Source organism: Paenibacillus sp. sgz302190 (assembly GCF_059820445.1).
In genome coordinates, this window is record NZ_JBZYAO010000009.1 from 170,281 (window position 1) to 183,804 (window position 13,524).

At 43.6% G+C, this 13,524-nt stretch carries 11 protein-coding genes; 1 reads left to right on the top strand and 10 read right to left on the bottom strand.

The window, feature by feature from the left end:
* Window positions 1-91: 91 nt before the first annotated feature.
* The 6 genes from AC6RNO_RS13055 to AC6RNO_RS13080 all read right to left on the bottom strand — a co-directional run bounded on the left by AC6RNO_RS13055 (window position 92) and on the right by AC6RNO_RS13080 (window position 6,532).
* Window positions 92-340, bottom strand: a complete 249-nt coding sequence (locus AC6RNO_RS13055; RefSeq protein ID WP_497105692.1) for a hypothetical protein — start codon at window positions 338-340, stop codon at window positions 92-94.
* 114 nt (window positions 341-454) lie between these two features.
* Window positions 455-2,203 (bottom strand): hypothetical protein, encoded by a 1,749-nt coding sequence (locus AC6RNO_RS13060; protein ID WP_488436333.1) that lies wholly within the window; start codon window positions 2,201-2,203, stop codon window positions 455-457.
* A gap of 28 nt (window positions 2,204-2,231) precedes the next feature.
* Window positions 2,232-3,557: an efflux RND transporter periplasmic adaptor subunit gene (locus tag AC6RNO_RS13065; protein ID WP_497105693.1), complete on the bottom strand. Its 1,326-nt coding sequence runs from the start codon at window positions 3,555-3,557 to the stop codon at window positions 2,232-2,234.
* A gap of 11 nt (window positions 3,558-3,568) precedes the next feature.
* Window positions 3,569-4,228 (bottom strand): HlyD family secretion protein, encoded by a 660-nt coding sequence (locus AC6RNO_RS13070; protein ID WP_474681241.1) that lies wholly within the window; start codon window positions 4,226-4,228, stop codon window positions 3,569-3,571.
* A 51-nt stretch (window positions 4,229-4,279) separates the two neighbouring features.
* A complete protein-coding gene (locus AC6RNO_RS13075; protein WP_497105694.1) occupies window positions 4,280-5,866 on the bottom strand; it encodes a DHA2 family efflux MFS transporter permease subunit in 1,587 nt (528 codons plus the stop codon).
* 21 nt (window positions 5,867-5,887) lie between these two features.
* Window positions 5,888-6,532, bottom strand: a complete 645-nt coding sequence (locus tag AC6RNO_RS13080) for an HlyD family secretion protein (protein ID WP_488436331.1) — start codon at window positions 6,530-6,532, stop codon at window positions 5,888-5,890.
* Window positions 6,533-6,795: 263 nt separating this feature from the next.
* Here AC6RNO_RS13080 and AC6RNO_RS13085 point away from each other — a divergent pair, with 263 nt between their 5' ends.
* Window positions 6,796-7,683, top strand: coding sequence for a TetR/AcrR family transcriptional regulator (locus AC6RNO_RS13085; protein ID WP_488436330.1), 888 nt, complete (start codon window positions 6,796-6,798; stop codon window positions 7,681-7,683).
* Window positions 7,684-7,783: 100 nt separating this feature from the next.
* Here the strand turns inward: AC6RNO_RS13085 and AC6RNO_RS13090 are convergent, their stop codons facing one another.
* Genes AC6RNO_RS13090 through AC6RNO_RS13105 form a run of 4 tightly spaced genes read right to left on the bottom strand, consistent with a single transcriptional unit; the run spans window position 7,784 to window position 13,484 of the window.
* Window positions 7,784-8,806, bottom strand: a complete 1,023-nt coding sequence (locus tag AC6RNO_RS13090) for a hypothetical protein (RefSeq protein ID WP_497105695.1) — start codon at window positions 8,804-8,806, stop codon at window positions 7,784-7,786.
* Between the two features lie 16 nt (window positions 8,807-8,822).
* Window positions 8,823-10,646 carry a non-ribosomal peptide synthetase gene (locus AC6RNO_RS13095; RefSeq protein WP_488436328.1) on the bottom strand — a complete coding sequence of 608 codons (1,824 nt, stop codon included), beginning with the start codon at window positions 10,644-10,646 and terminating at the stop codon, window positions 8,823-8,825.
* Window positions 10,647-10,695: 49 nt separating this feature from the next.
* Window positions 10,696-11,601, bottom strand: coding sequence for an ACP S-malonyltransferase (locus AC6RNO_RS13100; RefSeq protein WP_474681247.1), 906 nt, complete (start codon window positions 11,599-11,601; stop codon window positions 10,696-10,698).
* A gap of 38 nt (window positions 11,602-11,639) precedes the next feature.
* Entirely contained in the window at window positions 11,640-13,484 is a 1,845-nt protein-coding gene (locus tag AC6RNO_RS13105) for an ATP-binding cassette domain-containing protein (RefSeq protein WP_497105696.1), read from the bottom strand.
* Window positions 13,485-13,524: the final 40 nt, after the last annotated feature.

The following is a 13,524-nucleotide window of genomic DNA, read 5'->3' on the forward strand; positions in this document are numbered from 1 at the left end:
GCCTATTATAATCATGCCGAAAAAAAGAGCCCTTAAAAATTTATAGATAAATCTATAAATTTATTGGGGCTCTTTAAACATTTTGTAAACCTCATGATTCTAACCTTGTCTGCTGCAATGTATTCTCTTCTTCACTCAACTCATTAAAATACACAAACACTTGATCCAGCAGGTACGTCAACTGGTAGCTTTGTTCTTTTCCAAGAAAATCGACTAAACCTCTTATTTGTGCTGCCGTATTCTCATCTTTGGCATCATCTTCAAGCTTCCAATTCATGTTTCTGGTCAATTGAATCGTACGAATAAGCTCTATGACAAGTGACTGTTTATCATTATCCATTCTTACCCTCGTTTCATTCAGTTTGAAGTTAGCAAAATGGACCTCCTTTAACAAGAGGATCGAGCTCATTCGTTCATTGCGCTCAATCCCCTGCCGGTTTCTATAAGTTACTCCTTACTTCAGCTCTGCAATAAAGCGATCTATTTCTCCTGCAGGCGTGCTCATTGTCTCATACACTTTCACGGAAACGCCGCTTTGAATTTGATTGAACGACAAGTTTGTAAAAGTCAACGTCTGATCTCCGTTTACCAAACGGTCAGCCCCCATGAAAGGGAATGACTTGGAGCCCAGAATGCCGCCGTTTCCATCCGCCAGTTCGAATTTCAGCTTCGAGAAGCCTCCGTCTGTAATGACTTGCCTATCGCGGGCAATGTCCAGATTCAAGCGAAGCTTGTAAGTGTAATAAGGCGACACGTACGGGCTTCCCCCCACTGTCATTTGCGACAGGAAATAATCCTTAATATTCAGTGTATACGGATACAGCTTGATGCTGTGGCGGTCATCGTCCCCTTGCACTGCCGCCTTATAAGAAGCTATGGTTGATTTGTAGCCGTTATTACCCCCATTCGCCGAATCGCTTGCGACAACTTCCTGTATGTTCATCGTAAAAGCCTCGTTCTCTTCGGAAACCGGAAGCACGAATGCATAGCTGACAACGATCGAAGTTCCGGGCGCTACGCTCGTTTGAGCGGCGGTTTGCCTTACGCCCGTATAATCATGGCCGCCCAAGCTGGAAAGCTCCGTCTGAAATGCCGGCATAGGCACAGGATTTTGCCCTTTATTGCTGATGCTGAACTTGGCGAAAGCTACCTTGCTGCCTTGATCTTTATTATCCGTTACATGCAGCTCGGTAAGGGCTACGTTCAGATCCTGATGAATGACATTGTTCCATGGTTCAAACGCGATCGGTGTGCCGTAAGTATAATTGTCCGCCGTTGTTCCGCGGTTTTGCAGTTTAACATTCAACCGGCCGATACTGAAGTTCACCGTTTTAGCTTGGCCTGCAGCATCGGTTTGGGTAAAGCTTTCCGGCGTCAGCACATTGAAGCTTTCAAGCACTGTATCCATCTTGGCGTGAATGACAAAATGAATGTACGTTTTTTCGCCGGGCTCTAAAGAAATGTCTTCCCCTTCTAACCGTTTTCCGGTATAAAAGTCGCCCTTGCTTTTCCCGTCCAACAGAAGCGCCGGAATGGTTTCCGTCTGATCCGACGGATTTTCAACCAACAACTTCACAACATAATCCACGCCTGAAGCCGTATTGCTTTTATTCCATTCTACGGTCGTGTAAGTAAGCGGAGATTGCAGCATCGGGATCGCAAAAGGCTCTCCCCATGCCTTCGATGCAGCTGCGTTTTCAAATTCAGAACGGCTGCCGCTCCAAACAGAGCCGCTTACAGGTATAGTAAGCAAAGTTGTTTCCAGCTTCGGAAACACGTTGTAATTCACATCGATCAGGGACAAATCCTTCAAACTAATTTCCGTTTGCCGGTTTATCAATTTGTAGTAAGTCAGCTCAACCTCGGAGTTCGGCTGGATGCCGCGTGCATTACTGCTGCTTGGACGAAGCGTATACACGGTCCCCTCGCTCGTCGTAGCCCGCAGTTCATGATCGGGAACGCGAAGCGTCTGACCGCTCGTATTAGCAATTCTTATAACGGCCCCCAGACGTACGCCTGCTGAAGTTTTTTCATTATAAATACCCTCTGCCTTTACATGCAGGCTCTCATTTATGTGATAAACTGCAGCGCTCGTGGCGTCGGATGCCGCATCATAGCCATCCGCCCAAGCCGGTAAGCCGGACATCAACAGCGAAGCGGACAAAACAAAAGTCATAGCTGCTTGTTTTAGTTGGATCTTCATGTGACAAGTTCCTTTCTTATTAAGGGGATTATTCCGCATGTACTTTGGTGCCGTCAGTCAGCTTATCGGAAGGATTTAGAACGATCTTATCGCTGTTCTTGAGTCCTGCGGCTCCGGTCAAATAAAGCCAATCCTCATTTTTCACTTCCGTTGTCAGCTCAACAGGATGAACAATATCTCCGTCGAGCTTGTAAACGATCGATTTGCCGTCTTTCGTAATGACCGCTGTCTTCGGAATCTCCAGACGGGTCCCAGCCTCACCTGGAGTACTGCCGAAGGCAACTACGGCAACCGCTCCGGCATGCAGCGCTCCGTCCGTATTCGTTACCGACAATTTAACCGGGAATGTATTGTTATTCGTATCCGAGACTGGACTTACGAAAGATACTGTCCCTTCAAAAGTTCTGCCAGGAATGCTCGGCAATGTGACTGCTGCCTTAGATCCCTGCTGGATGGAAGCAACCATATTCTCAGGCACACTCACTTCCACCTTCACTTGATCCATATTTACTATGGTATATAAAGCGCCTCCGGCCTGTGCCATCTCGCCGGCATGAACGTTTTTCCGGACAATCACCCCGTCGATCGGGGCTGCGATTGCCGCATTATCTAGGGCATGCCGGGCAATGTTCATTGCCGCCTCCGTGCGCATTACGTCCGCCCGCAAAGCGTCAAGGGTGTTTGCCGTCGCCCCTTCCTTCAACAAATCCAGCTTTGCTTGAGCGGAAGAAAGCTGCGCATTCGCGGATTGCTGCTGCGCCAGGGCGGTGGAATGAGCCGATTTTGCTTTCTCATAATCGAGCGCCGCTTTATCTCGTCCTTCTTCGGTGACTTCACCTTGTTCAAAATAATTCCGCGCCTGATTGTAGCCCTTCGTCACCAAATCAAGCGCCGCCTGCGCCTGATCGACCCCTGCCGCCGCCTGTGTGATTGCAGCCTTGGCCTGCTCCACTGCCGCCCCAGCAGCGCGAACATCCTGCGAACGTGCGCCGGCTTCCGTATCTGCGAGCTTCGCTTGCGATGCGGCAAATCCCGCCTGCGCCTGATCGAATTGCTCGGACAGATCGTCGGTCTCCAGTTGAACGAGCACATCGCCTTTCTTCACTTTCGCGCCTTCCTCCGCGTTGACACTCACTGCTTTACCGCTGATTTTGGAAACCACTTGCACGGTTTGGTCGGCTGCAATTTTGCCGCTTGCTCCTGCAGCACTCACGCCTCCCAGTGTGGTAACCTTCACCGAAGGAAGCTGCGGCTGCACGGATGCGCCTGCCGAAGAAGAGCTGCAACCGCTAACGACCGCCATAGATCCCGCCAGTATACTTAATGATAAAAGCACGTTCAAATGTTTTCTCATCTCTATTCACCTTACTCCCCTTTGATATTAACTTTGACGATCGCATTCATGCCGGGCGACAGATCGAACCCTTTTTGATCGTCTATGGAAATTTTTATATTGACACGCTGTGTAACCTTGGTGAAGTTACCGCTCGTACTGGTCACAGGAAGCAGGGAGAAGGTTGAAGCCGTCGCTTGACCGATCTCTTTCACTTTGCCTTGAAATTCAGCCCCTTCGTAAGTATCCAGCTTGAACGAAACCGGTTGGCCGATATGTATTTTATTGATGTTGGTCTCCTCAATTTCCGCCGATACGTAAAGCGAGCTCTTATTGACGATCACCGCAACGGATTGCCCGGGGGATACGACTTCCCCCACCTTGGCCGATGTCTGGATAACCGTTCCGCTAATGGGAGCGCGCAGTGCCGCTTGATCCAGCAAATTGTTGGACAGATTCGTTATATCCTGCTGGCCGACGATTTGATCTGCAATTACCGCATCGCCTATCTTCACGCCTAATGAATTGATTTTACCGGAAATCCGGGGCATCACCCGGTACAGATCCCCCGAAATCCGCGCATCCTCCGTGCTCACAAAGTTTGCGTTTTGGTACCAGTAATAATAACTAATGCCACCGCCGCTAAGAACTATGACAGCTAAAATAACATACAGAATCAGCTTGCGCTTCATTTCTTCCCCTCCAACATGCGGTCTTTGTGTTTGTTCATGCGTTTCCCCGTATTAAGCTTTTTGTACGAGCGGCTCATCCGGCTTTTTCTTAAGAATCAGCAATAACAGTAACGGGATGCAAATAAAAGCCGGCAAAGCAGAGAGAAAGAAAGTATCTGCGATCGAGCGGACCATCGCCTCTTTCTGCAAAATGCCCGAAAATTGAGTCATGGCTACTGTGCGGGCGGCGGACAGGTCCAGCCCTCTTTGACCCAGCATACCGCTTATTGCCGAAATGAATTGATTCGCACTATCGGATGTCGACGGGACATTTTCGGTCATTCTAAAGAAATGGAAATATTGGCGGCTGCTCATGATACCCGTTAACAGCGCAATCCCCATCGAAGACATAACCTGCCGCAATACGTTCGATAACGACGAGGCATCCGAGATTTGGTCTTTCGGAACATCCATCATGCCGACCGTACTAATCGGCATCAAGCAAAGTCCGATACCGACAGACCTTATGATCAAAATCGTGTTCACCCAAGATAAAGGCGTATCGGCTGTTAATGAATAAAGCTTTAATGTAGTTATGCCCAGGATCGCTAAACCGGTCATGCCTAAAGGCAGAATTCCCAATTTGTCCAAAAACTTGCCGCTGATCGGCATCATAAGAGCCATAACTATCGCTTGAGGCAGGAGCAGGATCCCGGCCTCCATGGCGTTCAAGGATAATATATTTTGCAAATAAATCGGCATCAGGAAGGTGCTGCCCATCATGGACATCTGGACAAGCCCGGATATTAGCACGCTGGAGGAGAATTTAATATTGGTTAACACGAACAAGTTCATCAGCGGCCGCTCTTTAGTAAGCTCCGCCCATAAGAGTAAAGCCAAACTGACAGCAGCCACAAAAAATAAGCTCAGTATATAAAAAGATGTCCAGCCCTCGGTCGGAGCTTTACTTATGGCGAACAGCACGGTGCCAAAAAATGAGACGGAGAAGATGGCCCCGGTGAAATCGAACTTTTTGCCTTTTTCCTTCGCCGAAACGTCCTTGATCAGAAAGTAGCAAGCCGCCAAAGCTATCAAGCCTATGGGAACATTAATCAAAAACAATAATCTCCAGCTAAAATATTGAATAATGTATCCGCCCAAGGTAGGCCCCAAGGCAGGAGCTACCATCGCCGCAATGCCCCATACGCCCATGGCTAAGCCGATCTGTTGGCGCGGTACGATGCTGTATATGACAGACATGCCGATCGGCATGATGAAGCCGCCCGTGAAACCTTGAAAAATACGAAAAGCAATCAAACTCGTATCATTCCACGCAAATCCGCATAACAAAGAACCAATTGTGAAGCCTGCCACCGACACAACCAGCACTTGTTTGCTGCCGAACCTGGTGCTGAGATAACTGCTTGCAGGAATCACCACAGCGGAAGCAAGCATAAAACCGGTTGCCACCCACTGCACCGTGCTGGTCGGAACGCCGAATACGAGAGACAATTTGGTCAATGCCACACTGACCAAGCTGCTGCTTAACACCGATAAGAAAGTGGCCAAAATAATAGCGACAAGCGGAAGCCAGAAGTTCGCTTCTTTTTTTTCTCCCTCCACAACTGCCGGGATCTCTTCTAATTGATCTACAGACATCGTTTTTCTCCCCACCCTCTTCTATAGATGAACTTTTACCACCGAGCTCATGCCTGGTATGATATTCAGTTCTTGCTGGTCATCGATAGAAATTTTGACGGCAAAAATTTGCGTAACCTTCGTAAAGTTTCCGGAAGAGGAAGCCGTGGATGAGAAGGCCGCTGCGGTAGCCTCCCCGATCTCTTTCACCTTTCCCGTGAATGTGACTCCCGGAAAAGCGTCTATTGTAAACTCGGCATCCTGCCCTATAAATACCCGGCGAATGCTATCCTCTTTGATGTTGGCGGTAATGTACAAATTTTGCTTGTTTACTACCGTAGCTACCGTTTGTCCGGCGGAAACCACTTCACCGGGTTTCGCATTGATTTTGACCACCGTTCCGTTCGATGACGTGCGCAATACCGCCTGATCAAGCAAACTTGCCGACAAATTAACAAAGTCCTGCTGGCCGACGATTTGGTTCTGCATCACGTTTTCGCCTTCCGCAACCTGAAGGGAATGAAGCTTTCCCGTTAAACGCGGGATAATCCGATACATATCTCCGGCTACTCTGGCATCCTCGGTTTTAATAAAATAATTCACTTGATACCAGTAATAAGAGCCTCCCCCTAATCCAACCAATAAAGAAACGCTCAAAATAACGTACAGGATCAATTTTTTCTTCATGTTCTCTCTACCTTTATCGTCTTAGTGAAATGCTTAACGGTTTTTGTTGACCCCATATTCATAAAGGCCGGCATGTCGTTGAGTTCCCTCCCTACAAAATGGACTTGAGGTATAATTTTGGGCAATCGTTATACTTAGAAATATAGCCTCTTTTCGAATCATATTCAAGAAAAATTTTACTCGGTGTTCAAAATTGAGATTATAGTCCAAGTGTGATAATCTACTTAAAGAAGAGTACGTGATTGAGGAGCTGATCATCAAACGTGAATAAGCGTAAAGAACGTGTCATTCAAAAGGCTTATGAATTGTTCCAGGCAAACGGATATCATGCGACATCCATTCAAGAGATTATTCATCATAGCGAGATCTCGAAGGGATCTTTTTATAATTACTTTGCTTCCAAGGGGGAGCTTTTGAAGGCGGTATTTACATCTGTTTTCAAAAAACTTGAAGAAGAAAGAGAAGCTCAGCTCATTGGGGAGGATCCTGCTGATATTCATATATTTGCCAAACAAGTGATTATATCGCTGGAATTAAACAACGAAAGCAAAAGCACGCTTATCCTTGAGGATGCTCTTGTTTCCAATGAGCCCGAACTTACCGACTTTATTAGAAAAATCAATTTCAAATTTATAAATTGGGTACATGACCGGTTTCAAGACATATTTGCCGAGGACAAAAAACCTTATTTACTGGATTGCGCCATACTTTTTACCGGCATCATGCATACCCTGCTTCGCTTTAACAAAACAATCAAGGCCCACGTCGGATTTACGAAATTAATCGAATATGCGGTTCAGTCTGTCCAATCGATTTTGGACGATGTGAGTGCTAGAGGAGATCAAATCTTCTCCCCTGAAGATATTCATAAACTCTCTCCCGATTCGGATGAAGACGATTATTTCAACAGTCAATTTTCACTGGCGACACTCAATTTCAGAAAGATTATTGACAAAAATTTGGCAAATGACCAATTGCAGGCTTCCACGTGTTTGAAGTTTGTGCATTTTATTCAAGAAGAACTCTTTGTCAGCAAGGAACCTAGAGTTTTTTTAATTGAAAGCGCGCTATTGTCGCTGGAAATGTGCCAGCAAATTAGCAGTACAAGCGAATTCGAAAATTATCGAAGGATTGTGACCAAGCTGTTGTAATGCATGTTATCGCGGCGGCTGGCAGTGGCGTCAGCAGCCGCGATAACCCGTTAAATAAAAACGCCCGCCCCAAAATGGGCGAGCATCTATTGGCATTCACTCAGGAGTTTGTTTCCATAGAGAGTTTCAATTCAAATATTAAACTTTCTATATTTTTTTTCTCTTTAGCACAAATATCATGTAGATTCGCGATAACGTGATCTTTCATTTTTTCATCTTGAACCAAAGAGTATTTTATACACATATTTCGAGTGACTTCTGCAAGTACTTTTATATTTTCAAAAGATTCCTTTAAAAATTTATCATGGATAATGTTGTTCTCCATAAAATAACTAACTCGCTCAGCCATAAGCTTTTTATGGTCGTATAGAACATGAATCGCCTTCATAAGCCAATGATAACTTTGCCTATCGTCAGCGCTTTTTATTAATATAGGGTAAATGTTTAAACCAAATATAAACTCGGTATCATGAAGCGGCTCCGTGATCATTTTGTATTTATTGGAAGAATTAACGGAATTCAAATAACCGATTAGTTCTTCAATTATGAACGGGATATCCAGTGTATATGTTTTCTGGTAATCAACATGCAATATTTGCACATCGAAATTTTCTGAATTAGAATCTTTGAAATCGCTTTTGAACGCATTTAAAAAATCTGTAAAGGTTATAGTTTCATACGAATACCGGCCATCCTTAAAAAAATCGGCGACGTAAAATATTTGGTTGGTTAGATTATATCCGAAAATAAAGAGGTCATGGAAATAGTGGTTCTTTTGAAATAGCGGGTAAGCAGGAATATAAAATGTATCTACACATAAATAAATATATCCGGACTTATCAATCGATTTTGTGATTAATTCCAGTATATCAATGTTATGATCCTGGAGCAGTTCGCGTTTGAGGTATTGCCGATTAATTAAAGGATAATGGATTCGTGCAAGCGGCTGGTAAAACATTAACCAATAGTAATTCATTTCTTTTTCTTTGCTGATGTGAAGCTGGATATGATTGGAATACAACCAGTTTTTAAAGGAACTGTGGTGAGAAAGTATCGAAATCATATTTGCATTTCTGGGGTACGAGGTGATAGTTGGATAAGTCATTTCTAATTTTTTTTCCATATAGCCCCTCCAGCCTTTAAATTAACACTCTGCTTTCCACATACGAAACTAAACTTTGAACCGTCGGAAATTTATTCATATGAATATATTCAGTTTCAAACTCAAAGTCAAATTCAGTCTCTATTGAAACAAGCATTTTAATGAAAAGAATGGAGTGCAGCCCAAAGTCTGTCAATTGGCTTTGTAAATCTATCCTTTCCAATGGAACAGCAACTTCCAAATTTGAATTTATAATCTCTTTGATCTTTGATAATAGGTTTGTATCCTCAATCATTTGAGCCGCTGCATGTTCTTGCGCCATGAAAGCCATATATTCGGTTGCCGGCAAAGCTTTTCTGTCTATTTTCCCGTTTAGGGTATAGGGCATGTTATCAAGTTTGAAAAAATAGGAAGGAATCATATAGTCAGGTAAAATATGCCCCAAAAATTCTCTCAAATCTGCAGACAAGAGATCATGATCAGATAAATAATAGGCGCATAAATAACTATGGCTTTCCTTGTCCTGCCATGAGGAAACTGCAGCCTGGCGAATAGATCCATTTTGTAACAGGGCAGACTCGATTTCTTCCAGCTCAATCCTATGCCCTCTTATTTTCACTTGATTATCTATTCTTCCGAGATATTGTATATTTCCGTCTGCAAGCAATTTGACCCGGTCCCCAGTCTTGTACATTCTTTCGCCTGAAACATGGGGGTCTGCAACAAATCGCTCCAATGTAAGCTCCGGCCTGTTTAAATAACCCCTTGCAAGACCGAGCCCTCCTATGCACAGCTCCCCTTCTTGACCTTCCTCAACAATATGATCATTTTCGTCCAAAATATAGATTTTTGTATGGAGGATGGGTTTGCCGATATCAATATTGTTTTTCTCGGTTAAATCGCTTACCGTGGACCATACTGTTGTTTCTGTCGGTCCATACATATTATAAATTCTTGCATTTGTGTTTCCTCTGATCTTGTCCAATAATAACTGTGGCAATGCTTCACCCCCAATCATGATCTCCTTCAGGTTTCGAAGACACCCGAGCTGCTTTTCATTATGATTGATCAACAATTGCATCATGGATGGCGTTATTTGCAGCATATCAATACAGCTATGAACTATGGTATCGGCAAGCAGTTTAGGATTTTTTTGCGTATCTTCATCCGCCAAAACTACCGTCAATCCTTTGGTTAGGGGCAGCAGCACTTCCAACACAAAAATGTCGAATGATATTGTCGTCAGCGCGAGAATTTTCTTTCCTTCCGCAAAATCAATTAACTCCGTAATCCCGTTAATAAAATTTACGACTGACTTGTGCTCAATCATTACCCCTTTAGGCTTTCCCGTTGAACCCGATGTATATATGATATAAGCCAAATCATCAGACAGCGGTTCTTCACTTATACTTCCATCTTGTTCAAATTCATAGCCGCCCGGTTCATCCACACATAAGACCTTTATTTGACCGGCTTTTTCCGCCGTCATTGAATCTGTTATCAATAAGGATGCATTACTGTCTGCCAGCATGTATTCCCTTCTTTGTTCCGGGTATTCCGGATCAATCGGAAGAAAAGCCGCGCCCGCTTTTAAAACGGCCAGGATGCCTGCAACAACGTCTACCGATCTTCTCATCATGATTGCAACTGTATCTTTTTTGTTCACTTTTTCGATTTTCAATCTATAGGCAATGCGCTTTACTTTATTCAGCAGTTCGCTGTATGAAATCGTTTTCTCCTTAAACATAATAGCCGTATGATCAGGAACCTTATTGGCCATTTTTTCAAACAATCCGTATACGGTCGTATTTCCCAGGAAATTACCATCCAAGATTTGATTTGATTTTTTTTCTATAAACAATAAGTCCACCTCATTTCTTCTTATACAAAGCGTTGACATGGATTTTAAATTAGCTTGTTCTTACAAATACAGTCTTTTCCCTTTCGACTCCCAACGTATCTCTAGCCATCCGGGACAATACACTATTTAGCCCGCATTCAACGTAGTACTCGAAGCCGGCCAAACGCAAATTTTCCAATGTTTTCGTCCATAAAACAGGTGAATATAATTGTTTCACTACTTTTGATTTTATTTCGGCTGCATTTGTCTCTGCTTCGCCGTTTACATTTAAATATATGGGAATGGCAGGTTCGGTGAACTTGATGTTTTTTATTTCATTGCTATACATGTTCGCGGCAGGCTCCATAAGGCTGCAATGATAGGGTCGATTTACTTTTATTGGGATCACCTTCACATCCATTTCCTGTGCAATCCTGCGAAAAGCGTCCAGTCCCTTCATGTTGCCGGCTATAGTAACTTGATTTTTCGAATTGTAATTTGCCAGTCTGACGTAGCCATTTTGAACCGAAGCGCAAATAAGCTCGCACATTTCCGCCGACATGTTCACAGCAGCCATGCCATAGGAGTCGTCTTTCAAATCCGATTCCGAAGCTATGATCAGCTGCTTTACAAGCTCAAACGCGTCGCGTGTCGAGACAACTTGCGCAGCTGCTAATGCAGCGTATTCACCAAGCGAGAAGCCTGCTAATGCCTGAAAAGCATATCCCCGCTTGATAGCCACTGTGAAGGCACATAAATCAATCACCAACATGCTGGGCAGAGAGTAGATTTCCTGAGCGAATGTTTCTTCTTGTCCGTAGAAACACAACTCAGCCATATCGTAGCCCATTACGCTGCTGGAAGTTTTAAATAATTGACGGCAGTCGTCATCCAGATCATAAAAATCTTTTCCCATACCAATATGTTGTGAACCTTGCCCCCCAAAGAGACATGCGGCCTTCCCTCTATTAACCATGACTGACTCACCTCTTATGAATTAAGACTTACTGACTGTTAAGAAACCTCTAAGTTTTTATAAAATTCCGCTTGCGTTGTGTACAGCTTGTAATATTCGCCCTGCTCATTCATCAGCTGCCCATGATTCCCCAACTCGACCATCTCGCCCAATTTCATAACTGCGATACGATTGCAGAATCGGCAGCTGGACATGCGGTGGGAAATATAGACGGTTGTTTTATCTTTGGTAAGTCCGGCAAAATTGGAATAGATCTCATATTCCGCCTTTGGTGAAAGCATCGCGGTGGGTTCATCCAAAATAATGAGCGAACAATTTTTAAACAGCGCTCGAGCAATGGCCAGCTTCTGCTGCTGCCCGCCTGATAACTCGATTCCGTCCTGATTAAAAAGACGTCCAAGCTCCGTATGCATATGCTTCGGCGAATTCTCAACGGTTTTATTCAAATTCAGATTGTCAATGATCTCCGTAATTTCTTCCTCATTATATTTTTTATCAAACACAATATTATCCAGAAGTGAAAAGTTTAATATGTTGAAGTCCTGAAACACGGCTGTAATATTTTTCATATAATCGTCAAGGGTGATGCGATGAATGTCGATCCCATTCATGAAAATCTGCCCTTTCGTCGGCCTATAGAACCTTAACAACAGCTTGATCAGTGTTGTTTTACCCGCGCCGTTTTCACCTACAATTGCCAATTTCTCATTGGCGAAGATCGTCAGGTTTAAATTTTTTATGGTGTAATGATCTTGCTCCGGGTATTTAAACCACACATCAACAAATTCGATTTCAAGCTGAGCGGAATCCAATCTATAATCGGAAATATATCCGGCATCTGTTTGACCCAATTCATTCGATGTGATTGTTTTCAAATAGGCAAAATAGGTTGAAAGATGCATTCCGGCCTTTTGAAGGGAGATGATGCAAGCTGATATACCGAATAGAGCGGCCACGAAGACACCTAAGCTGGTAATATAAACCACAATCTCCGACAGCGAAATAACTTTGTGGAAAGCAAGCCATCCGATATAAAAATAAACGGCTCCATTTATGAGTACTTGTAACGTATTCGAAAGGATGCTCATTAAAGTAAATGCATGAACGGCTTTCGTTACATCTCTCTTCATATAATTGAAATAATAATGCATCTTGTCGACGATCCACTGGCCTAATTTATTAATCCTCATTTCTTTGGCATAAGCAAAGTCAGTGGAAAGCTCCTGAAAATAACCGATTCTGCGGCCGATATTCACCAAGGAATGGCTCCATACTTGGAATTCTTTGTCTGCCGCAATCGTATTCAGGATCACACTAACAAAATAGGTGAATAACAATACGATAAAAACATAAGGTCCAAACGTAAGAAGAATGCTAATAACGCCAAAAAGCTGTAGTGTATTGGCAAAGAGCTGCTTGGAATCGATGATTGTATTTTTCAAATCCATAAAATGGGCTTGCCCGGGATAAAAAATTTCCATCGCTTTTTGCCTGCTATCGATAATCTTGGGGTCTTCAATTTGCTGATAGGATAAACTCATTGTTTTCAAATTGATTTCTTCTAGAAAGATTGTCTTAAATCGCAGGATTTTCTTTTGCTCGTATGTCCAAAACACGCCGTCTATGGAACGCAGCGATAGTTCAATGAGACACATCAGACCTACATACAAGAGTGTATGTGTCCATCTTGCTTGTCCGGTTAATTCATCTACAATCCATTTTAAGAAAAAAACACTGTTAAAGGGATGAATCGCTCTCACCCCTACAATGAACACACTATTCAAAATGTAAATTTTATCAAATGACCCTATCTTCCTGTACAGAAGATAGATATTCCAAAAATACCGTATCATCTCTTTCGTTCTGTCAAGTAATTTCCCCAAGCAGCTTCCCTCCGCTCCAACTAGTGTGACATGATGACAT